The sequence below is a fragment of the Nocardia aurantiaca genome (genome assembly GCF_009708175.1).
In the GTDB taxonomy this organism is placed as follows: Bacteria; Actinomycetota; Actinomycetes; order Mycobacteriales; family Mycobacteriaceae; genus Nocardia; species Nocardia aurantiaca.
In genome coordinates this window covers 1-20396 of sequence record NZ_WMBB01000028.1, presented here as the reverse complement: position 1 = coordinate 20396, position 20396 = coordinate 1, and the positions used below count along the sequence as shown (strand labels likewise).

The following is a 20396-nucleotide window of genomic DNA, read 5'->3' as shown; positions in this document are numbered from 1 at the left end:
CCGTCGGCGAGCACATGCCCGGCCTCCACGCGCATGCCCTCGTCCACGATCGGACGCTGGTTGGCGCAGGTGCCCTGGTTCGAACGCTCGAACTTACGCAGCCGGTAGCTGCGACGGGTGCCGTCATGATGCATAACGGTGATGAAGTCGGCCGAAACCTCTTCCACCACACCGGGTTTCTGGTTCACGACCACGTCGCCGGAATCGATCGCCGCGCGCAGCTCCATGCCGGTGCCGACCAGCGGCGCTTCCGAGCGGATGAGCGGCACCGCCTGCTTCTGCATGTTCGCGCCCATGAGGGCACGGTTGGCGTCGTCGTGCTCGAGGAACGGAATCATGGCGGTCGCGACCGACACCATCTGGCGCGGCGACACATCCATGTAGTCGATGGCGGCGGCGTGCACCAGCTCGACCTCGGAGTTCTTGCGCCGCACCGCGATCCGATCCGACACGAAACGGCCCTCGGTGTCGAACGGCTCGTTGGCCTGCGCCACCACGTGCAGGTCTTCCTCGTCCGCGGACAGATAGTCGATCTCGTCGGTCACCCGGCCGTCGACTACCCGCCGGTACGGGGTCTCGATGAACCCGAACGGATTGACCCGCGCGTACACCGACAGATACCCCATCAAACCGATATTGGGCCCCTCGGGCGTCTCGATCGGGCACATGCGGCCGTAGTGGCTGTAGTGCACATCCCGGACCTCGAGGCTGGCTCGCTCCCGGTTGAGGCCGCCGGGCCCGAGCGCGGACAGCCGCCGCTTGTGGGTGAGGCTCGACAGCGGGTTCCGATGATCCAAGAACTGCGAGAACTGCGAGGTGCCGAAGAACTCCCGCAGGCCCGCCACCACGGGCCGGATGTTCATCAGCGACTGCGGGGTGACGGCCTCGATGTCCTGGGTCGTCATGCGTTCGCGCACCACGCGTTCCATGCGCGACAGGCCGATCCGGAACTGATTCTGGATGAGCTCGCCGACGGTGCGCACCCGGCGGTTGCCGAAGTGGTCGATATCGTCGACCTCGACCGGGACCTCGATGCCGCCGGGCGCGGTCATCACCTTGTCGCCCGCGTGCAGGCGCAGCAGGTAGTCGATGATGGCGGCGATATCCTCCTCGGCGAGCACGGGGGAGCCGACGGACTCGGCCGTGTGGATGCCGAGTTTCTTGTTGACCTTGTAGCGGCCGACGCGGGCCAGATCGTAGCGCTTCTCCTTGAAGAACAGGTTCTCCAGCAGCGCCTGCGCGGATTCCTTGGTGGGCGGCTCACCCGGACGCAGCTTGCGGTGGATGTCCAGCAGCGCCTCGTCGGTGCCGGGCGTGTTGTCCTTCTCCAGGGAGGTCATCATGATCCCGGAGAATCCGAACCGCTCGGTAATCTGCTCGGCGGTCCAGCCGAGCGCCTTGAGCAGGACCGTCACCGGCTGGCGACGCTTGCGGTCGATACGGACGCCGACGGTGTCGCGCTTGTCCACGTCGAACTCCAGCCACGCGCCGCGCGATGGGATGACGCGCGCGGAATACAATGTCTTCTCTGTCGATTTGTCGACGCTCTGGTCGAAATAGACGCCGGGGGACCGGATCAGCTGCGAGATGACCACGCGCTCGGTGCCATTGATGACGAACGTGCCGGTGCCGGTCATCATCGGGAAATCGCCCATGAAGACCGTCTGGGATTTGATCTCCCCGGTGTTGTGGTTGATGAACTCCGCGGTCACGAAAAGCGGTGCCGCGTAGGTGAGATCCTTGTCCTTGCACTCCTCGATCGAGGTCTTGATATCCTCGAAGCGGGGTTCGGACAGGGTCAGTGACATGGTTCCGGCGAAATCCTCGATCGGGCTGATCTCCGCGAGCACCTCGTCGAGCCCGCTGGTGCGCACCGCACCGCGCGCACCTGCCCGTTCCCGCCAGTCCGGCGCGCCGATCAGCCAGCCGAACGAGTCCATCTGCACCTGCAAGAGATCCGGAACATTAAGGGGCTCATTGAATTTGGCGAACGAGACCCGCTTGATCTGATTCGAGACTGCCAAGATGCGTCCTTCCAGCACCTCGCGCCGCCCGCGTATGCGGTCGGTCGCGGTATCTGCTTGTCCTGTGGCCGTAATTCACGCGTACCGACGCAGGCTGCCCAGGACATGACTCGACAACAACGGGTGGACGAAATCGCATGCAGATAGTGCGACCTTCCACGGTCATTTCACATTTCGAGTGTCGGGCAGCGCCCGCCCAGGCGCGAAGTCTCAAATTACACCCGAAGTCAACATCTGTCGAGGGGCGCAAGAAAATTGACACCTCTATTCCGGTGTCTTCCCATTTCAATAATGGCACCCCGCTTCACAATTCGTCAAGTCGATTTCCGGTAACCGCTACCGACCCACCGGCTGTCACGAAAATCACTGGGCCGCAGGATGTTCGGTCTCATGGCAAGCGAGCCGGGGTGCATCGAGGTCGGGCGGGTGGGCTCGGTGGGGAGGGTGGATGACGGTGACATGGTGGTCGGTGATCGCGGCGAAATGACCGAGATCGGGCCCGATCCGTCATCGTCCCGAACCTCGCTGCTCCTCGCGCTGCGCCCGAAGCCCGAGCAGCGCGGAGTCGCGAACATCGTCGAGATCGGCCTGGGTCGGCTTCCCTTCGCGGCATGCGGCCATCTCGGCGGGATCCCCGACGACACGCGTCTGCGCTGACGATTTCCACGGTAGATAACAAAACGGACGAAACGCGGCAAAGCTACGGCAAACCTCGAATGGAGACGGCTAGCGTCGAATGTCATGTCGGCATCCTCGTCTGCTGGGCTGGTCGAATTGGGCTCCGCGGCGCGCGCTCCGGCGGGCAGGGCACTCGCCGTACCGGCCGCGCCCATCGGCGACGCCATGACGGTGGTCCGTCGGACAACACGACGGTGTACCGCTTCGCCCGCGGTGCCCACTGATAGGAGGACCCGGTGACCGAACCGTCCAAACCCTCACCGCTGTCGAAGATCTCGATGAAGCAGTGGATCGCGATCGTCCTCACCGTGCTGGCCGTGATCTTCATCGCCGAGAACCGGCACCGCGTCGAGATCGAATTCCTGCTGCTGACCATCCGCTCGCCGATGTGGCTCGTGCTGCTGGTGACGTTCGCGATCGGCTGGATCGTGGGCGTCCTCACCAGGCGATCCCGTCGCTGAACCGACCGCCGCGAAAATGATTGGGCGAAGGGATGTTCGGTCTGTTAACCTGCTGCCTACCGTGACATTACGCGAGGAGGTGAGACCCATGAACACTGTACCGATGTGGGGGCTCCCTCTCGTCGTCACGGATGGGCGAACGCTGTAGTTGTCGCCGGGAGCGCCTGTCTGACAAGGCAATCCCGAAAGGCGACGACCATGAATTCTGTAGACATCACCTCGCGCGCGGGCGAACCCGCCGTGCGAATCACCCGGGTAGCATCGACCCGGTGGCAAGCCGTGGAGAACGACCTGGTGGTCGGCCACGGCGATCTATCCAGACGACCCGACGGCCGGCTGTTCGTCAGCATCGACGCCTGGCATGACCCGGTCTTCGACCACCTCGCGACCGCGATGCTGGCCGAGCTCCACAGACCACTGCACACCGTGGTCGACGAGAGCGACACCGGCCTGTTGTCCCGTTGGGAGCGGGCGGGGTTCACGTCCCGGCGCCGGGAGTGGGAGTACCGTGTGCCCACCGACCCCCGCATCACCGGGCTGCGCGCGGTGCTCCCACCACCGGACATCACGATCGTGCCCGCCGGTCTCGCGAAGGAAGAACCGCTGCGTGTCGTCGACCGTGTGATTCGTGACGAGGTCGAAGCGAGCATCGGCTGGCAGGAGATGCCGGCCGAGATTCTGCGCGGCCCTGATCGAGATACCGTGGGGGATACGTCGAAATACGTGGCGGCAGCGCAATCCGATCGATACGTGGGCCTGCTCCGCGTGGTGCGGGTGACCCGACTGCCGCGGATCGGTCTGATCGCCGTCCAGGCCGATCAACACCGCCGCGGTATAGCCCGCGCCATGCTGGCCCACACCCTGGCGGACCTGCACGACCGCGGAATCGACACCGCCTCGACCGAGGTGAACGAATCCAATGCGGCGGCCACGGCCCTGTTCGAGGGCATCGGTGCCCAGCGCGTGAGCAGCAATCTGGAACTGGTGCTGCGATGACGAAGAATGGGAAGGGAATCGAAATCGAGGGCACCGTCATCGAGTGCCTCCGCAATGCCACCTTCACAGTGGAGCTTTCCAACGGCCATCAGGTACTCGCTCACATCAGCGGCAAGATCCGAAAGAACTACATCAAGATCCTCCCGGAAGACCGGGTACTCGTGGAACTGAGCCCCTACGACCTCACCCGAGGTCGAATCCTGTTCCGGTACAGGACGTAACGGGTGTAGGCAACGTCTCGATCCGCCGTTCGAATGCGAGGGCGGGCGGCCGGCTACGAGCTGGTCGCCCGCCCTCTCGAAGCCCACCCCCATGTCCACGGTCGGCCGTGGAGGACGTGATCGTGGCGAAATTCGTCGGAGCCGACAACCCGTCCGTCGGCCCGCGTCATCAGCTATCCCAATCGGTAGGTGTCGAGCGCGTTGGTCCGATAGAAGAACTCGGCCTCCTGATCGGTGGCGTCGGTGGTGACGATGTGGTCGATGGCCGAAACCAGCTCGGTGTACGTCCCGGCCATCGAGTCCACGGGCATGTTGGAGGCGAACATCAATCGCCGCCATCCCCACAGGGACACACTGGATTCCAGCCAATACTCGAGGGTGGGCCAGGCCAGATCACGGCAGATGAGCCCGAAGCCGGAGAGCTTGCACAGCCACTGGGTCTCCTTGGCGGCCAGCGAGATCGCATTGTGCCAAGCGTTGCGCGCGTCGGAGGAGTGGCCCTGGGGGAAGCCCAGGTGTTCGAGGACAACCCGCAGGTCCGGGTAGCCCGCGAGGAAGTCGATCCAGTCGAGAATCTCCCCGGGCTTGGTCACCAGGTCGAAGACTCCGTCGTGGTCCTGCAGCCAGCTCGCGATGGCGTCGGCCGCAGGCGTATTCGGTGACAGTCCCTCGAACACCCGCACCCCGCGGAAGCGCGCGGTGCGCGCCTGCTGGTCGAGATGGTCGATCAGATCGGCCCTGTCCAGGGTCGGATCGACGGCTCCGACGATCGCGAACGGCCGGGCGTCCGCCGCGGCAATCCCATCCACCCAACGGATTTCGTCCAGATAGGCCCGCGGCGCGGTCGTGGCCGAGACGTGGATCAGCCCGGCCACCTCCAGGTCGCCGATGCCCCGGTCGAAGTCCGCGAGCAGAAAGTTCTGCGCGATCTCGGGTCTTCCTGCATCGACGAATCTCGCCAGACCCGGATACCAGGCGTGCGCACTGGTGTCCCACAGGTGCATGTGGGCGTCGACGATGGGCATAGAGGGCATGAGGGGAACTCCTACTGCATGGTGATGCCGCCGCTGACACTGATCAGCTGGCCGGTGATGTAGCTGGCTTCCGGGCTCGCCAGCCATGCGATGAGGGAGGCTACTTCGTCCGGGTGACCCAAGCGTTTGAGGGGGATGGCTTTTGCGAGCGCGGTGAGGGTTTCGGGGTGGCGGGCCATGGTGTGGGCGACCATGTGACCGTCGATCGGGCCGGGGCAGACCACGTTGACGGTGACCCGGTGCCGGGCCACCTCGCGGGCCAGCGACTTGGCGAAACCGAAGAGGCCGGACTTGGAGGCGGCGTAGGCGGTTTCACCGGAGGCTCCCGCGCGGGCCCCGTCGGAGGCGACGAAGACCAGGCGCGCGGCGTCGGCCTCCTGGAGTGCGGGCAGCAACCGCTGGGTGAGCTGCATGGGCCCGCGCAGGTTCACCTGGAACATGAGGTCCCAGTCGCTGATCTCGCTGTCCAGGAACGGATCCACGATGGCCACGCCCGCGCAGTGCACGAGCGCGGAGATCCGCCCGGCGACCTCCCCCGCGGCGGCCTCGATGCTGTCGGCCCGCGCCAGATCCAGTTCCAGCGCAGCCGCTGCCGGTCCCAGCCGCGCCGCGCACTCCCGCGCCGCCTCGGCATCGACATCCGCGACCCACACCGGCCGCCCGGCATTCACCAACCGCCGCGCCACCGCGCGACCGATATCCCCCGCCCCACCGGTCACCAGAGCGCCGGACCCCGCTCCGACACCACCCACTGCCTCACCCTGTTCCGCTGTCCTCGAATCCCTCGGATTCAATGAATAGTCGGTCGGCAAGAATTGCGCGACACAATGTCCGCGATTCGGGTGAGCATCCTGGTCGCGTCCGCTGCTGCGCGGCGATTAACGCCCGGGCCGCGGTGCCGGATCTGGTTTACGGTGATCGGCGGGCACGATGTGGTCGGAGGTAAGCAGGCTGTGGGGCGGACACTCGCGCAGGGGCAGATATTCGCGGGGTACACCGTTGAACGGCTGCTCGGGGTGGGCGGGATGGGAGAGGTCTATCTCGCCAGGGATCGAGATCTGCCGCGCTCGGTCGCGCTGAAACTATTGGCCTCGGGCAAGGCCGACGATCCCGAGGTGCGGGCCCGGTTCCTGCGGGAGGCCGATACCGCGGCCCGGCTGTCGCATCCGAATATCGTTGCGGTGTACGCCCGGGGCGATGACGACCATCGGCTCTGGATGGCCATGCAGTACATCGAGGGGACCGATGTGTCGGCGGTGCTGCGGGAAGGGCCGATCCGTCCCGACCACGCGGTGCGCGTCATCGGGGAGACCGCGCGGGCGCTGGACCACGCGCATCGGGCCGGAGTCCTGCACCGGGATGTGAAACCGGCCAATATTCTTCTGGCCTGGGGGCCGGATCAACGGGTTTATCTGGCGGACTTCGGGATCGCGAAGGCGGTCGACCAGACCAGCACGCTGACCCGCACGGGGGAGATGTACGCCAGCTTCCAGTACGCCGCACCCGAACAGTTCGAGCTGCGCGGCGACACCGACCACCGGGCGGACGTGTATGCGCTGGGCTGCACGCTGTTCCACATGCTCACGGGACAGCTGCCATACCCGGGCGAGACCACCGCGCAGCTGGTGGCGGCCCACCTCGGGGCAGAGATTCCCCGGCCGAGCCTGGTCCACCCTGCCGTCCCGGCCACCTTCGACGTGGTGATCGAACGGGCGCTCGCCAAGAATCGGGATCAGCGATTCGGCAGCTGCGGCGAACTGGCCGCGGCGGCCCAGCGGGCGCTCACCGCGACCGGATCCCCGGGACGCTGGGTCCGCCAGGACGGCCCCGGTCTCGGGTCGGTGAATATCCCTGCGCCGCAGTCGCGGATGGGCTTCGACCCGAGCAAGTTCACCGGTGCGACCACCGAACCCAGCATGCCCACGGTGGCCCAGATCAATGTCCAGCCGAACGCGTTCACCGTCGCGCCGCCGTCCTACGGCGGCCCGGCCGGCAGCGGATCGCATCCCATCGACGCCGCTCCGCCGCAGCTCGCGGCGCCGAACCCCGCGCCCGCCGCCCCGCCACGTCACCGCGGCCGCGGGTGGCTCATCGCGGGCGTCGCCGTCGCTGTGGTGCTGGCCGGCGGTCTCGGTGCGGGATTCGGCACGGGCGCATTTCGTTCCGCCCTCAGCGGCGGCGGCCATACGACGGCACAGCCTCCGGCCGCCGCCGACTCGACCGCGGCCACCCAGGCCGCCTGCGACTACGCCAAGCTCGTGACGACCTACGAATACGGCAATGGCGACAACTGGCAGACCGAGGTGATCGCGGGCGCGACCGGCACCTGGAAGTCCCAGGCGGAAACCCTGTTGCCCACCATTCGCATTCTGCTGGAGTCGGATTCCGAACACACTCGCGCCGCCGATGCCACTTGCACCGTCACCTCGGGCGGCGCCGGCCACTACGAATTCGCGGTCGACGTCACCCAGATCAACTCCACCAAGGGCGCGGCCGACACCAGCAACCATTCGAAGATCACCATTTCCATGGACTACGTGGACGGCAAGTGGCTGTGCGGCAACTTGGTCAGCCCCCTGTTTCCCAGCTGACCGGTTCGGTTCGACCTGTTTCGATGATCTTGTGAGCGAACCGATTTCGCATGTCCCGAGTCCGGTCTCCGTATAGCGTGAAGGACTGTCGTGCGATAGATTCGCTCCGGATTCGTGCTCGGGCCGAGCGTCGGAAGGAATCGAGCGTGGGGAACTCTGGCGCGGGGGATGGTGCCGGGAAGATCAAAATCCTCGTCGACAACGGCGAGTACTGGTTACGTGACCGCGGCGATATCGCCATGATGGTGATGACCGTCGAACGTCTGCGGGAACGCTGGCCGCACGCCCGCATCGGCATGCTCACCGACGAACCCCACATTCTGCGCGGCGTGCTGCCGCAGGCCGAACCCGTGGTGGCGAACTCCGGCGGGGACTGGGGCCGCAGCGGTCTGGCGGGCTGGTTGGAGGAGACGGCCGGGTTGCACGTGCTCGGCCCCGCGGCCATGCGCTGGCGGTCGGCCACCGAGGTGCCCAAGCACTATCTGCGCGGCGCGAAGGACTGGGTGCGCAAGGAGGTGCATGTCCTCAGCACCGGGGAGCGGAAACCCGAACCCGCCGGCATGCCCGACCTGCCGCCGGTCCCCGGAGCGCTCGCCGACGCCGACCTGGTCATCGCCCAGGGGGGCGGCTACATGACCGATGTCGACCTCTATCAGGCCCACCGCACCCTCAACCTACTGGAAGCAGCCCAGCGCCGGGGCATTCCGAACGTCATGATCGGTCAGGGCATGGGTCCCATGCGCGATCGCGAGCTGCTGCGCCGCGCCGCCGAGGTGCTGCCCGGCGCCGACCTCATCGCCCTGCGCGAGGGCCGGCGCGGCCCTCGACTGCTGGCCGAGCTCGGCGTCGCCGCGGACAGGATCCTGGTCACCGGGGACGACGCGGTGGAATTCGCGTACCGCCTGCGACGTCCCTGCATCGGCACCGATCTCGGTCTGTGCCTGCGCATTTCGGACGATTTCAAGGTGAGCGACTCGGCCCGCGACACCCTCGGCGCGGTGGTCCGCCGCGAGGCCGCCGAGCTGAATACCTCGCTGGCCCCGCTCATCATCTCCGAATACGACGACGAGGACCGTCGACATACCTTGCCGCTGCTGGCCGGAGCCGTCCGCACCAGGCCCGCCATCGGGCGCGCGGGAACGGCCCAGGAGGTGGCACGCCAGGTCTCCCGCTGCCGGGTGCTGGTCACCAGCGCCTACCACCTCGCGGTTTTCGCTCTCTCCCAGGGTATTCCGGCCGTAGCTGTCACGGCCTCGCAGTACTACGACGACAAATTCTATGGGTTGGCCGACATGTTCGGCGCCGACGCGGCCGGTGAGGGACTACGCATCGTGCATCTGGACGTGGACAACCTTGACGGCGAACTGTCACGCGCGATTCGCCAGTTGTGGGAATCCGCGCCGGAACTGCGGGATGCGCTGCAGCAGAGGGCAGCTGAGCAGATCGACGCTAACCGCGCGGGTCTGGATCGGGTGTACGGGCTCCTGGCGGGAGGTGCGGGCCTGCCCGGTGGATCAGCCGAACCAGTTCAGGGGGAAGGATGAGGAACCTCCTGTCGGTGTGCGTCCCGACCTACAATTCCGGCCGCGCCCTGGAGAGGACGCTGCGCTCGATTCTGGACCAGGACACCGATATCGAGGTGATCATCCTGGACAATGCCAGCAGCGACGACACCGGCGCCATCGCGCGATCGGTCGACGACCCTCGCGTGCGGGTTCACCGCAATGAGGAGACCCTGCCCATCGGCGAGAACTGGAACAAGGCCGTCTCGCTGACCTCGGGCCGCTTCGTGAAAGTGGTCCGCGCCGGCGACCTCCTGCTGCCCGGCGCTCTGGACAAGCAGCTGGAGATCATGGGCGACAACGGAATCGCCATCTGCTCGTCCAAGTTCCAGGTGATCGACGAGCAGGGCGAGGTCGAGGAGACCGACCTCGGACTGCCGAACCTGTTGGGCCGCCGCACCGCCCGCGCCCTCATGCGCACCGTCGTGCGACGCGGTCCCGCCGACGTCGGTCCGACCGCGGCCGCGATCTTCCGCCGCCAGGACTTCGACCGGGTCGGCGGCTTCCGCGGCGACCTGATCTTCCCCATGGGCGCGGACCTCATCGCCCGCGTCTGCGCGTTCGGCGCCTTCTACGGGATGCCGGAAGTCCTGGCCGCCTGGCGCGATTCGAGTTTCAGCCCGTGCGGCCAGACCCCGACGGTCAGCACGCTCACCGAGATGCTGCGTTTCCACCACCGGCTGGGCGCGGAGTACCCGCAACACGTCGGCCGCGGCGCGGTGTTCGGCGGCGACTTGCGGCTGGCCCGCGCGGCGGCCGAAAGGGTCCGCGTGCGCACCGTGGCCACCGTCCTGCGCCGCCCCGGCCGGCTGCACTAGCCGCAAGCACGGCCCATCGCCACATCGGAGAACACGGACCGACGAACCGCCGAGGACGCCACCCGCCTCGATCTGTTCACCGTCGAGAACTGGTCGATGGTCGTGGATCTCCTGCCGATCGCCAAGACGATCGGCGCGGTCACCCGCGGCGGGGGCGCCTGCCGACGTGAGAACTCCGGTCGGGGTGCGCACCGCATCCGCGGTGTGCGCCCTGACGAGGGCAGCGGCTTCAGTTCGTATTCACGCTGTGGTGTCGAATGGCGTGGTCAACCGGATGCGTGGCGTTCGCCGCGTTCGTGGGCTCGACGCCGTCGAAGATCGCGTCCAGAATGCCGGCCCGGTCGAGTGTGGCGCGGCAGCCGTAGGATTCGCGCGCGCTGCTGATGACCGCGTGCAACACGACGGCGAAAATCCGTGACCGCGGCACGGTCAACCGCAACCCACAGCGCTCCTGCTCGCGCAGCCGAGCCTCGACGGTGTCGAGCACATCCTGAATGACCTGAATCTCGATCGCGTCGGGGTCATCGGAGGGCATGGCGGCCACCGACAAGCACCGCACCGCAAGCGAGCACCACGGCCCGCCACAGCGTGAACAGCGATCGGCTCGCTCTGGAGGGCGTCCGGTCGGCGCGTGGATCGAGGATCATCCGCCGGGCCGCGACCAAGGCGGCCCGAGCACGCCAACGCACCCAGCAGGTATCCACACCGCATTCCAGGTGCAGCTGCATCGCCGTATGCGCCTGTGCGGCAGTAAGTTCGCCGGGATCGGAGTAGCACGCCCACAATCCGCGCACCGAATACCCGACCACGGGAATCTCCTCCGTGACCAGCTCGGCCTCCTCGGTCCGCCGCTTCTCACGTTCGATGCTGGCGATGATCGCTTGCACCGACCACTGGCTGTTGCTGGACATCGTGTTCCTCCCTGCCGTCGCTGTGGTTCCAGCACACCACCGGCGATGAAGCGGTTACAGTGAAATCGGTTTCCCGCTCGCAAGTCATCTGTAGGTCCAGGAACCAATCCGAAGTCGCATTGCTCCTCAACCGATTTCACGATCCAATCGATCCGATTTCCCAGTGATGGGACGATGACATGACCAGTCCACACGACGACGACTCTGAGCTCATCCCGAGCTCTACTCTCCCGCGACGGCAACTCGGCCGGTTTCTCCGAGAATCACGGGAAGCCAACGGATTCACGCTCGCCATTGCCGCAAAACTGGCCGACCTCTCCGCCTCCGCTCTTCAGCGCATCGGGCCGGCCAGACTCAGAAGGTTCGCAAGCAGGACGTACGCGCACTCTGCGAGGTCTACGGCATCGGCGCTGCCGATACCGCCGCCACAATCGACCTGGCAACTGTTGCCAGGGCGCAAGGCTGGTATCACGCGTACGGCGGGTTGTACTCGGATGCGTTCAATATGTACGTGGGGCTCGAGGCCGCCGCGCGACGACTGGTCACCTACCATGAGCACATTCCCGGTCTATTGCAGACCGTGGACTACGCCCGAGCGGTCATCAGTGCCTACCCTGGCTTCACCAGCGCGGCCGACATAGACCGTCGGGTCGAGCATCGCATGAAGCGGCAAGCGATCGTCCACCGCAAGACCAATCCCGTTGCGCTGGAAGTTCTCTTGCACGAATCCGCCCTACACCGGGTCGTCGGCAACCCACGCGTTATGGCTGCTCAGCTACGGCATCTTGCCGAGGTATCGAAACTGTCGAACGTTACGGTGCGCGCGCACCCCTATTCGGCAGGATTGGCCTGGGGCATGCCACACGGGTCGTTCACGATTCTCGAGTTCGACCTTATCGCCGGGGAAGGGTCGGTCGAGCCGCCGGTCGTGTTCATCGAGGGCGGCCCAACCCAGGATGTCTACCTGGAGAAGCCCGATGATGTGCGGCTCTATAGTGAGTACGCCTCGGCGATCAGGAGCGCTGCGCTGGAGGACAAGCCAACCCGGGATCTGGTGCGCCGGGTCACGAAGGAGTTCGAGTATGGCCAGCATTGACCTGTCCGGGGCCGAATGGTTCAAGAGCAGTCACAGCGGCAGCCAAAGCGATTGTGTCGAGGTCGCCTGGCTTTCGGAAGGTAGCGTCGGAATCCGCGACTCCAAGAACCCGACCGGCCCCGCCCTGATGTTCACACCCGGACAGTGGGACGCCTTCACCGCCCACGTGATCGACGGGAAATTCAACGGCCCATCCTGACCAGTGCCCCTTGAATGTTGATGTGCGACGGGGGTATTGGAAGTAGCAGCAGCGCGGGTGGCACTGACCGCGTTCAAGACTCGCGATCTGCTACGTGCGGGTGGCGAAGAGATATTCGTCCTGGGCTGCTCTCTCGGATCGCGGACGCCCTCGTCGGGGCGCTCGCGGATGTACCCGCCGCTGAGCAAGGTGCCGCACGTCGCGAGATCGGTCGACCGCTGGCCGAGGCTTCGGCCGGTGGTACTCGGCACTGGACACCGTTGCTCGCTTCGACCCCGAACCGCTCGCCGAGATTGCCGACGAGGCGGTTCGGTTCGAGGTCGGGGCAGCCGTGACACATCAAATGAACGCTATTTAGTAATAGGTGTTCACAAACCCCTGTGTGGTGTGGTTCACTCAACCCCGAACGTGTTCCAGAGGAGGTTCCGTGTCCGCGCCGTCCATCCCCACCGGTTTCGACTTCACCGATCCCGACCTGCTGGCCCAGCGCCTGCCCGTCGAGGAATTCGCAGCTCTCCGCAAGCAGGCCAAGCCCTTCTGGGTGCCGCAGGCCAATGGTCTGACCGGCTTCGACGACGGCGGCTACTGGGCCGTCTCCAAGATGGATGACATCAAGGCGATCTCGACGAGCCCGGAGACCTTCTCCAACGAGGAGAACACCGCGGTCATCCGCTTCTACGGCGACATCACCCGCGAAGAGATCGAGGTGCAGCGCTACCTGCTGCTGAACATGGACCCGCCGCGGCACACCAAGCTGCGCCGGATCATCTCCAAGGGCTTCACGCCGCGCGCCATCGAGTCGCTGCGCAACGCGCTGCGCGAGCGCGCCGAGCGAATCGTGCACGAGGCCAAGAAGAACGGCAGCGGCAACTTCGTCGAGCAGGTCGCCTGCGAACTGCCGCTGCAGGCCATCGCCGAACTCATCGGCATCCCGCAAGAAGACCGCGGCAAGATCTTCGACTGGTCCAACCAGATGATCGGCTACGACGACCCGGAGTTCAACGGTGACCACAAGGTCGCCACCGCCGAGGTCATGGGCTACTCCTGGAACCTGGCCGAGCAGCGCCGCGCCTGCCCCATGGACGACATCGCCTCCACCCTGCTGCAGGCCGACATCGACGGCGAGTCCCTGGCTTCCGACGAATTCGCCTGGTTCGTGATCCTGCTGTCGGTCGCCGGCAACGAGACCACCCGAAACGCCACCACGCATGGTATGAAAGCGTTCGTGGACAATCCGGACCAGTGGGAACTCTACAAGGAGCAGCGTCCGCGCACGGCTCCCGACGAGATCGTCCGCTGGGCCACGCCGGTCATCGCCTTCCAGCGCACCGCCATGGAGGACGTCGAGGTCAGCGGCCAGCTCATCCAGAAGGGCCAGCGCGTCGGCATGTTCTACAGCGCCGCCAACTTCGACGAGAACTACTTCGAAGACCCCTACAAGTTCAACGTGCTGCGCAACCCCAACCCGCACGTCGGCTTCGGCGGCACCGGCACCCACTACTGCGTGGGCGCGAATCTGGCTCGCCTGCAGCTGGATCTGATCTTCAACGCCATCGCTGACGTCATGCCGAACCTGCGCCAGGTCTCCGAGCCGGTGCGGCTGCGCTCGGGCTGGCTCAACGGCATCAAGAGCTGGGAAGTCGCGTACGAATGAGCGGTCAGGCCCCCGGAGGCGGCGGCTTGCGCAACCACGTAGGGGCCCCGCTCGTTCGAAAATTGGAGTCAGCATGACAGAACCTCGCCGACGTGGCCGGGTGCCGGCGGTCAGCGACGCCGACATCCGCCGCGTCGCGCGGTCACTGCTGGTCGAGCAAGGGCCCGACGCGATGACGCTGCGGGCCATCGCGCGGGAGCTGGGCATCACCGCTCCCGCCCTCTATCGGTACTACGAATCCCGTGACGACCTCGTCACCGCCGTGCGCACCGACGTATGCGCCGATCTGGCAAGGGATTTGGAGGCCGCCATCGAGGGCCTGCCCGACGACGCGGGCGTGCGCTTCTTCGCCATCTGCCGTGGCTTCCGCCGCTGGGCCCTCACCCACTCCCGCGAATTCACCCTGGTCTTCGCCTCTCCGGTGGGCGCTGGAATCACCAGCGCCATGCAGCAATTCGGCGAACCGGTCGGCCGCATCTTCCTCAGCGCCGCCGGCCGCCTCCTCACCGACTACGACGTGGTCACCCCGCCCACCGAACTCATCCCCCCGGAGCTGCGCGACGACCTCGTCAAGTTCCAAACGGACCTGCTGCGCGTCCTCGCCGATTCGGGCCAGAAGTTCCCCGCGGAAAAGCTCGACCTGGGCGTCAGCTACGTCATGATCCAATTCTGGGCCCGCCTCTACGGCCACGTAACCCTCGAAGTCTTCGGCAACTACCCCATCCCCGTCAGCCACCCCGACGTTCTCTTCGACTCCACCCTCGCCGACATCGGCCGCGGGATCGGCCTGGTCGCCAGCTGAGCTCCAGCTGCTCATCACCCTCGGCTACGGCTGCGGCCGATGGTCATGCTCGTGGCCGTGAGCGTCCGCAGGCGTCAACGACGCGGACGCCGGGATGACCATCGGAGACGAACACGAAAGGGGGTTCCGGACTGGTGAGGTCGCGTATTCAACTGTCGCGGATTGTCGACGGTTGAATACGCGACCTCACCAGTCTGGAACCCCGCGAAGCCCGTCGGTGCGGCCGGTGAAGTAGCGCTCGATCAAGGTGCCTGGTGAAACATGTTGGGCGGCAGCGAAACCCGTTTCCTTGGCCAGTGCCAGGATCTCGTCGGGGTGGGACGAGGCGCTGCGTGCCGAACACGCCCTCGACGCGCATTGCGCGCAACCCTACTGTTCGGGTTCCAGTCTCAGTAACGCGGACCGACCGGCCGGTCGGGGGATGCGTTCGATTCAGGCGAAGATCGCGATCCGCAATTCCGCAGGCTGCAGCGGGATCTCGGTCCAGGATGTTCTTCGACGGCAGCGTGTTGCATGCCCGACCAGCGGTTGTTGTCGCTGCCACCGAAATCCTTTGTTTCTGCAGCAACTCTGATGCGAGCAGGATGTGAGTACAGCAACCAGTACGGATCAGGAAGGACACCACATGGCGGTGCTCGGCATACTCGATGTCGAAGGCTTCACCACGAAGGCATACGACGCTGTCATCGACCGAATGGGTGTGGAAGCGCGTCCGCTCGGGAGTATCTATCTGCACATCGCGACCGCGACGTCCGAGGGTATCCGGGTGATCGAGATCTGGGACGACAAGGAAGAATTCGAACTGTTCCTGGAGGACACCCTGTTCCCGATAATCCGGGAAGTGGGCGATGCGCCGACGTTCGAGGTAACCGTTACACCGGTTTACAACGTCTTCACCCCACGGCTGGCCGAACTCGTCGACCTGAGCCGTTACGCCGAGCACGCGGACCGGAGCTGAAATCGTGTCCGCACTCAAGCACGAATACGGGTCGGTCGGTGACCTTCGGATGCATTGGGTCACCGCCGGTGCGGGCGATCCGGTGGTGCTGCTGCACGGGTGGCCGCAGACCTGGTACGAATGGCGGCATCTGATCCCGGTATTGGCCGAAAAGTATTACGTCATAGCGCCGGATCTACGCGGCTGGGGAGAGACGGAGCGGCCGGCGTCGGGCTTCGATGTTGCCACGGCCGCCGCCGATATCGCTCGACTGCTGGCTGACGTCGGTGCCGAGGTTGTGCACGTGATCGGCCACGATTGGGGCACGCCGATCGGCTACCACCTGTCTGCCACCGAACGTCATCTAGTTCGTTCCTTCATCGCTCTGGAGGCAAGCATCCCCGGTGCGGGCGGTGAAAACCTGCTGAACTTCTCGCACGCCTGGAATCCGCTGTGGTTCTTTCCGTTTCTCGCCACGCCGGGGTTGCCGGAGCAGCTTCTCAGCGGCAAGCAGGAGGTGTTCTTCCACTGGATCGTGGAGCAGATGGCCCGCTCGACGCCGGATGCGCTGACACCCGAGGATATCGCCGTGTACGTTCGTGCTTACGGTGACGACGACGCTGTACGCACGAGTTGCGCCTACTACGCGAACACCTGGATCAGCGCCGAACAGATACGCCGGGCCGCGGCGAGTCCGTTGACAATTCCGGTACTTGCGGTCGCGGGTGAGCGGTCGCTGGGCCACAACATGGTGGACTTCGTCCGGCACCTGGCTCCCGACGCCGAGGGGATCGTACTTCCCGGTTGTGGGCACCTGTTGCCCGAAGAGCGTCCGGCCGAGCTCGCCGAGCTGGTCACCACATTTCTCGCCGAGGCGCAACGATGAGCCATCCCGACGCGGTCCGGCTACTGGTGGAGCGCGAACGGCTACGCCACGACGGCGATCCACTGACTGTCACCTGGCCCGACTTGGACGTGGCCGCCGCGTATGGCATTCAGACCGCAGGCGTGCAGCAGCGGCTCGCGCGCGGACAGCGCATCACCGGTATCAAACTCGGACTGACATCCCGGGCCAAGCAGCGAGCTATGGGTGTGTCCACGCCGCTGACCGGCTGGTTGACCGACACGATGGCACTGTCTGCCGAGCAACCGTTGCCGGTGAATCGATTCATTCATCCGCGCGTCGAGCCGGAGATCGTGTTCGTGATGGCGCGGCGGCTGGCCGGTCCTGGCGTGACGGCCGAATCGGCATTAGCGGCCGTCGCAGAGGTACGGGCAGGCGTCGAGGTAATCGACAGCCGATTCCGCGACTTTCGTTTCACCCTTGCGGATGTCATCGCAGACAACGCCTCGGCGGCGGGCTATTACCTGGGCATCGAGGCATTGGCGGCCACAAATATCGACGTTGTCGCCGAATCGTGTCGGATGCGGGTCGACGGAACGACGGTGGGAACCGCCACGGGAGCAGCGGTACTAGGCAATCCCGCCGAGGCGCTCGCGCTGGCAGCCAATGCCCTGTCCGAACGTGGCTACGCCATCGAGGCAGGCTGGATCGTTTTGACCGGTGGGCTGGTGGACGCGGCCCGCGTTGTACCGGGCAACCACGTTCACGTTGCGTTCGCGACGCTCGGTTCCATCGACTTCATGGTGGGAGCATGACATGCCTTTGATCGATGTATCCGTCGTGGAGGGGCGCACCCAGGAGACGTTGCGCCTGCTCATACACGAATTGCACGCCGCGGCCGTACGAGTGCTCGACGATTCACCCGCCGCAGTACGAGTCATCGTGCGTGAGGTTCCGGCGACACATTGGGCAGCAGGCGACGTCACCATCGCCGAACGGTGAATGCCACAGGCCGTTCGATGGACCGTCCGGTCGCTAAAGGTCGGCTACCATGCTCGGGTGGTCGACCTCGATGTACGGCATGTGGAGTCGTTCCTGGTTGTTTCGGAAGAATTGAACATCACTCGGGCTGCCCGCCGGCTGCATCTGACCCAACAGGCTGTATCGGCGCAGCTCCAGCAGCTGGAACGATCCCTCGGGGTGACTCTTCTCGTCCGTACCTCCAGAGGCGTGCTACTGACGGCGGCAGGCGAAGAGTTGGCCGCTGGCGGCGCCAAGGTGGTAGCCGACTGGAGCACGTTGGTGGTGCGGGTACGCAGGGCTGCGCAAACGCAGACCGGAGCTGTCCGGCTGGCGTGTTGCCCTTATGCCACCAACCTGTTCGCCGTCGATGTGGCCGAGGCGATGGAAGCCCGCTTTCCCGGACTCGATGTCGAGCTGACCAGTGTTTCCACACCGGCGGATGAACTGGAGCTGTTGACAAGCGGGCAGGCGGACGCCGCGTTCATGTGGCTGCCCATCGGAGATATCGGGCTGAACCACGCGGTGATCCGTACGGATGCGCGAGCCGTCGCAGTGCCGGACCGCCATCCACTCGCACAGCGACAAACGGTCACCCTCGCCGAACTGGCAAATGATCCGGTGCTGCGTCCGGAGGTGCTCACTTGCGCTGAGGCTGAAGACTATTGGCTTGTGGACCCCCGACCCGATGGCGCCGCGGCGCCCCGCGGCGCGCGTTCGAGCAGTCTGGAGGATTGCCTGCTTCAGGTAGCCAGGGGCAAAGGCATTTGGATGGCCCCAGAGCCGATCAGCTCTCTCGCGCCTATCGCCAAGTTGCGCTGGATCCCCGTCACCGACGGCGGGACCTTCGAGCTGGCCGTCGTGTGGACCGATCGCGCCCCCGAGCCGCTGATCGGCCGCATGATCGCCGAACTGCGCACAATCACCGGCTACCAGTTGGTGCATGCGGCCTGACCGGACCTCCACTCGCCGGAGTAGGTAGCGGACGCGCAGATTTCCTCCTGCATCACGATCGCGTCCAACCGCTCCACCGCACTCAACTGGTCGATCTCGACGGGCACTACCGGCCCGGTCGGCCGCCCACGGTCCACGAAATGGACCAGGGTCGGCGACAGGTCTCGATGCTCGATGTCGCGAAGAAGCGGCGCGTCAAACGCAGCCGGTACCCCGGTTGATCGGTGTTCGTAGGGGTCCCGGACTGGTGAGGTCGCGTATTCAACTGTCGCGGGTTGTCGACGGTTTCCAACCGGCAGGTGACCGGAATCTGGGCGCGGTGACGTAGCGGCTCCAGGTGGTCGCCGCTTCTGAGGCGAGTTTGGTAGTGGTGACAGGGTGATAGCCGAGGGCATCGGCGACGACCGGGGCAGGCGTCTGCTGGACGTGCTGACGCATGGCGGAGGTCCGAGCGAGAACATTGGAGACGCCGAGTGCCTTGACCAGACCGCCGAGCGTGTCGGGGTGCATCGGTTGTCCGGCGCGTCTGCCAGGGAACAGCCAGCGCGAGTTGCGGTTCGTCGCGGTGTTCATATTGGTGCGGTTCTCGATCCAAGCCACCAGGATGTCGGCGACCGGTTCCGGGACCGGGGACGGTGGGTCGCCGAGCCGCAGGAGCACGTGGTCGCCGTCGCGGATGACGTCGTCGATAGAGAGTCGGGTGACGCGGCTGAGCGGCTGGGCATAGAGCAGGACGATCATGGCCGCCGCGCGCGAACGTAGTGGCCGGTCCTCGTCGGTAAGCGCCTGCCCGATCAGCTCGAGGCGGTCTTCGGGCGGCATCGGTGATGCTCGGTTCGACTGCCGGGTGGGCAGGTAGAAGCGTTGGACGAGTTTGGTTTCGATGCACCACAACAAGAACGTGCGAAGGCATGCCCGGCGGTGAGGACCGTTGCCGACGTGCCAGGAATCGATATCGGACTGGCGGCAGGTGGAGAGCGTAATTCCTTGGACTGCAAGCCATTCCAGGAACCGGGTTGCCTGCGTGACCTGGTCGTGGGCGTGGCGCCGGCTTGATGGGGTGATCGGTTTGCGCTCGGCTTTGGCTCGGAGCTGGGGCAACAGGTGCCAGGTCGCGTAGCGGTGGTGGTGAAACCCGCAGGCAGTTGCGTCAGACAGACCGCTTTGGGACCTTCAGCCGTCTACCCTCGTCGGTGCGGACACAGCCGAATCCCACTGGCAGCGGCTGGATTTGCGGCCCTCGAACCGCCCGTGTACATACCGTCGCGAGTTCGCATCCGATGCAATTGGCGGCAGAAGTAGTAATCGCCGAAAATCCAACAAGGTTCCCCGTTCATCATTCTCGGCCGAGCCGTCCGAGCCGATTCCCGGAGTCTGCACCCCCGAGATCGAGCTCATCGGGCCCGGCCTGGCGCACCCGATCGGACGGGGAGGGGTCGAGGTAATTTTCGGACGGCGTCACCCTGTGGGGGCTGGCTTGGTGACGAAGTCGTAGGCCGCCATCGGTCCGAGCAAATCGAGCTCCACCCGGCCGTCCCAGTCCGCGACGAGCCGGCGCACGGTGTCCTCCAGCTCTTGTTCCCGGGCCGATTCG

The 20396-nt window shown here is 65.6% G+C and carries 23 protein-coding genes; 16 read left to right on the top strand and 7 right to left on the bottom strand.

The window, feature by feature from the left end:
- Window positions 1-2042, bottom strand: a 2042-nt coding sequence (rpoB, locus tag GLP40_RS32810) for a DNA-directed RNA polymerase subunit beta (protein WP_328290938.1), incomplete at its 3' end; no start/stop codon positions are given.
- Between the two features lie 372 nt (window positions 2043-2414).
- Between rpoB and GLP40_RS32805 the strand changes: the two genes are divergently transcribed.
- From GLP40_RS32805 to infA, 4 genes are all read left to right on the top strand, one after another.
- The gene (locus GLP40_RS32805; RefSeq protein ID WP_154791911.1) at window positions 2415-2681 is read left to right on the top strand and encodes a hypothetical protein; all 267 of its coding nucleotides are present in this window, start codon (window positions 2415-2417) and stop codon (window positions 2679-2681) included.
- A gap of 257 nt (window positions 2682-2938) precedes the next feature.
- On the top strand, window positions 2939-3163 hold the full coding sequence (locus GLP40_RS32800) for a LapA family protein (RefSeq protein WP_328290937.1): 225 nt from the start codon (window positions 2939-2941) through the stop codon (window positions 3161-3163).
- A gap of 198 nt (window positions 3164-3361) precedes the next feature.
- Window positions 3362-4159, top strand: coding sequence for a GNAT family N-acetyltransferase (locus GLP40_RS32795; protein WP_154791910.1), 798 nt, complete (start codon window positions 3362-3364; stop codon window positions 4157-4159).
- Entirely contained in the window at window positions 4156-4380 is a 225-nt protein-coding gene (gene infA / locus GLP40_RS32790; RefSeq protein ID WP_154791909.1) for a translation initiation factor IF-1, read from the top strand. The genes GLP40_RS32795 and infA overlap by 4 nt, the downstream gene beginning before the upstream one ends.
- Before the next feature lie 173 nt (window positions 4381-4553).
- On the opposite strand, the gene GLP40_RS32785 is transcribed toward infA, so the two are convergent.
- Together GLP40_RS32785 and GLP40_RS32780 are read right to left on the bottom strand one after the other, a co-directional pair.
- Window positions 4554-5414, bottom strand: coding sequence for an amidohydrolase family protein (locus GLP40_RS32785; RefSeq protein ID WP_196054884.1), 861 nt, complete (start codon window positions 5412-5414; stop codon window positions 4554-4556).
- Between the two features lie 11 nt (window positions 5415-5425).
- Window positions 5426-6166 (bottom strand): SDR family NAD(P)-dependent oxidoreductase, encoded by a 741-nt coding sequence (locus GLP40_RS32780; RefSeq protein WP_328290936.1) that lies wholly within the window; start codon window positions 6164-6166, stop codon window positions 5426-5428.
- 201 nt (window positions 6167-6367) lie between these two features.
- Between GLP40_RS32780 and GLP40_RS32775 the strand changes: the two genes are divergently transcribed.
- From GLP40_RS32775 to GLP40_RS32765, 3 genes are all read left to right on the top strand, one after another.
- Window positions 6368-8005 carry a serine/threonine-protein kinase gene (locus GLP40_RS32775; RefSeq protein WP_196054883.1) on the top strand — a complete coding sequence of 546 codons (1638 nt, stop codon included), beginning with the start codon at window positions 6368-6370 and terminating at the stop codon, window positions 8003-8005.
- 146 nt (window positions 8006-8151) lie between these two features.
- Window positions 8152-9549 carry a polysaccharide pyruvyl transferase family protein gene (locus tag GLP40_RS32770; RefSeq protein ID WP_328290935.1) on the top strand — a complete coding sequence of 466 codons (1398 nt, stop codon included), beginning with the start codon at window positions 8152-8154 and terminating at the stop codon, window positions 9547-9549.
- Window positions 9546-10385 (top strand): glycosyltransferase family 2 protein, encoded by an 840-nt coding sequence (locus GLP40_RS32765; protein WP_154791904.1) that lies wholly within the window; start codon window positions 9546-9548, stop codon window positions 10383-10385. Before GLP40_RS32770 ends, GLP40_RS32765 begins: the two co-directional genes overlap by 4 nt.
- A gap of 229 nt (window positions 10386-10614) precedes the next feature.
- Here the strand turns inward: GLP40_RS32765 and GLP40_RS32760 are convergent, their stop codons facing one another.
- Both GLP40_RS32760 and GLP40_RS32755 read right to left on the bottom strand, forming a co-directional pair.
- Window positions 10615-10920 (bottom strand): hypothetical protein, encoded by a 306-nt coding sequence (locus tag GLP40_RS32760; protein WP_154791903.1) that lies wholly within the window; start codon window positions 10918-10920, stop codon window positions 10615-10617.
- Window positions 10907-11296, bottom strand: coding sequence for a hypothetical protein (locus tag GLP40_RS32755; protein WP_154791902.1), 390 nt, complete (start codon window positions 11294-11296; stop codon window positions 10907-10909). Before GLP40_RS32755 ends, GLP40_RS32760 begins: the two co-directional genes overlap by 14 nt.
- 511 nt (window positions 11297-11807) lie before the next feature.
- Here GLP40_RS32755 and GLP40_RS32750 point away from each other — a divergent pair.
- The 9 genes from GLP40_RS32750 (at window position 11808) to GLP40_RS32710 (ending at window position 18802) form a co-directional block, all read left to right on the top strand.
- Window positions 11808-12392, top strand: coding sequence for a DUF5753 domain-containing protein (locus GLP40_RS32750; RefSeq protein WP_154791901.1), 585 nt, complete (start codon window positions 11808-11810; stop codon window positions 12390-12392).
- Window positions 12379-12591 carry a DUF397 domain-containing protein gene (locus tag GLP40_RS32745; RefSeq protein WP_154791900.1) on the top strand — a complete coding sequence of 71 codons (213 nt, stop codon included), beginning with the start codon at window positions 12379-12381 and terminating at the stop codon, window positions 12589-12591. Before GLP40_RS32750 ends, GLP40_RS32745 begins: the two co-directional genes overlap by 14 nt.
- Before the next feature lie 427 nt (window positions 12592-13018).
- On the top strand, window positions 13019-14245 hold the full coding sequence (locus tag GLP40_RS32740; protein ID WP_328290934.1) for a cytochrome P450: 1227 nt from the start codon (window positions 13019-13021) through the stop codon (window positions 14243-14245).
- A gap of 73 nt (window positions 14246-14318) precedes the next feature.
- Window positions 14319-15047: a TetR/AcrR family transcriptional regulator gene (locus GLP40_RS32735; RefSeq protein WP_154791899.1), complete on the top strand. Its 729-nt coding sequence runs from the start codon at window positions 14319-14321 to the stop codon at window positions 15045-15047.
- A gap of 625 nt (window positions 15048-15672) precedes the next feature.
- Window positions 15673-16005, top strand: a complete 333-nt coding sequence (locus tag GLP40_RS32730; protein WP_154791898.1) for a hypothetical protein — start codon at window positions 15673-15675, stop codon at window positions 16003-16005.
- A gap of 82 nt (window positions 16006-16087) precedes the next feature.
- Complete coding sequence (locus GLP40_RS32725; RefSeq protein WP_196054882.1) at window positions 16088-16870, top strand: alpha/beta fold hydrolase; 783 nt, start codon at window positions 16088-16090, stop codon at window positions 16868-16870.
- Window positions 16867-17643 carry a 2-keto-4-pentenoate hydratase gene (locus tag GLP40_RS32720; RefSeq protein WP_154791896.1) on the top strand — a complete coding sequence of 259 codons (777 nt, stop codon included), beginning with the start codon at window positions 16867-16869 and terminating at the stop codon, window positions 17641-17643. The genes GLP40_RS32725 and GLP40_RS32720 overlap by 4 nt, the downstream gene beginning before the upstream one ends.
- A 1-nt stretch (window position 17644) precedes the next feature.
- Window positions 17645-17830 (top strand): tautomerase family protein, encoded by a 186-nt coding sequence (locus GLP40_RS32715; protein ID WP_154791895.1) that lies wholly within the window; start codon window positions 17645-17647, stop codon window positions 17828-17830.
- 57 nt (window positions 17831-17887) lie between these two features.
- Entirely contained in the window at window positions 17888-18802 is a 915-nt protein-coding gene (locus tag GLP40_RS32710; protein ID WP_328290933.1) for a LysR family transcriptional regulator, read from the top strand.
- 261 nt (window positions 18803-19063) lie between these two features.
- On the opposite strand, the gene GLP40_RS32705 is transcribed toward GLP40_RS32710, so the two are convergent.
- Together GLP40_RS32705 and GLP40_RS32700 are read right to left on the bottom strand one after the other, a co-directional pair.
- Window positions 19064-19903 carry a site-specific integrase gene (locus GLP40_RS32705; RefSeq protein WP_230330165.1) on the bottom strand — a complete coding sequence of 280 codons (840 nt, stop codon included), beginning with the start codon at window positions 19901-19903 and terminating at the stop codon, window positions 19064-19066.
- A 357-nt stretch (window positions 19904-20260) separates the two neighbouring features.
- Window positions 20261-20396: GvpL/GvpF family gas vesicle protein (locus tag GLP40_RS32700; RefSeq protein ID WP_196054881.1), on the bottom strand; the 136-nt coding region annotated here is incomplete at its 5' end.

Coding starts and splice junctions, on each gene's coding strand:
- GLP40_RS32805 (WP_154791911.1), top strand. CDS start 2,415: ATGGCAAGCGAGCCGGGGTGCATCGAGGTCGGGCGGGTGGGCTCGGTG.
- GLP40_RS32795 (WP_154791910.1), top strand. CDS start 3,362: ATGAATTCTGTAGACATCACCTCGCGCGCGGGCGAACCCGCCGTGCGA.
- infA (WP_154791909.1), top strand. CDS start 4,156: ATGACGAAGAATGGGAAGGGAATCGAAATCGAGGGCACCGTCATCGAG.
- GLP40_RS32785 (WP_196054884.1), bottom strand. CDS start 5,414: ATGCCCTCTATGCCCATCGTCGACGCCCACATGCACCTGTGGGACACC.
- GLP40_RS32765 (WP_154791904.1), top strand. CDS start 9,546: ATGAGGAACCTCCTGTCGGTGTGCGTCCCGACCTACAATTCCGGCCGC.
- GLP40_RS32760 (WP_154791903.1), bottom strand. CDS start 10,920: ATGCCCTCCGATGACCCCGACGCGATCGAGATTCAGGTCATTCAGGAT.
- GLP40_RS32755 (WP_154791902.1), bottom strand. CDS start 11,296: ATGTCCAGCAACAGCCAGTGGTCGGTGCAAGCGATCATCGCCAGCATC.
- GLP40_RS32745 (WP_154791900.1), top strand. CDS start 12,379: ATGGCCAGCATTGACCTGTCCGGGGCCGAATGGTTCAAGAGCAGTCAC.
- GLP40_RS32735 (WP_154791899.1), top strand. CDS start 14,319: ATGACAGAACCTCGCCGACGTGGCCGGGTGCCGGCGGTCAGCGACGCC.
- GLP40_RS32730 (WP_154791898.1), top strand. CDS start 15,673: ATGGCGGTGCTCGGCATACTCGATGTCGAAGGCTTCACCACGAAGGCA.
- GLP40_RS32720 (WP_154791896.1), top strand. CDS start 16,867: ATGAGCCATCCCGACGCGGTCCGGCTACTGGTGGAGCGCGAACGGCTA.
- GLP40_RS32715 (WP_154791895.1), top strand. CDS start 17,645: ATGCCTTTGATCGATGTATCCGTCGTGGAGGGGCGCACCCAGGAGACG.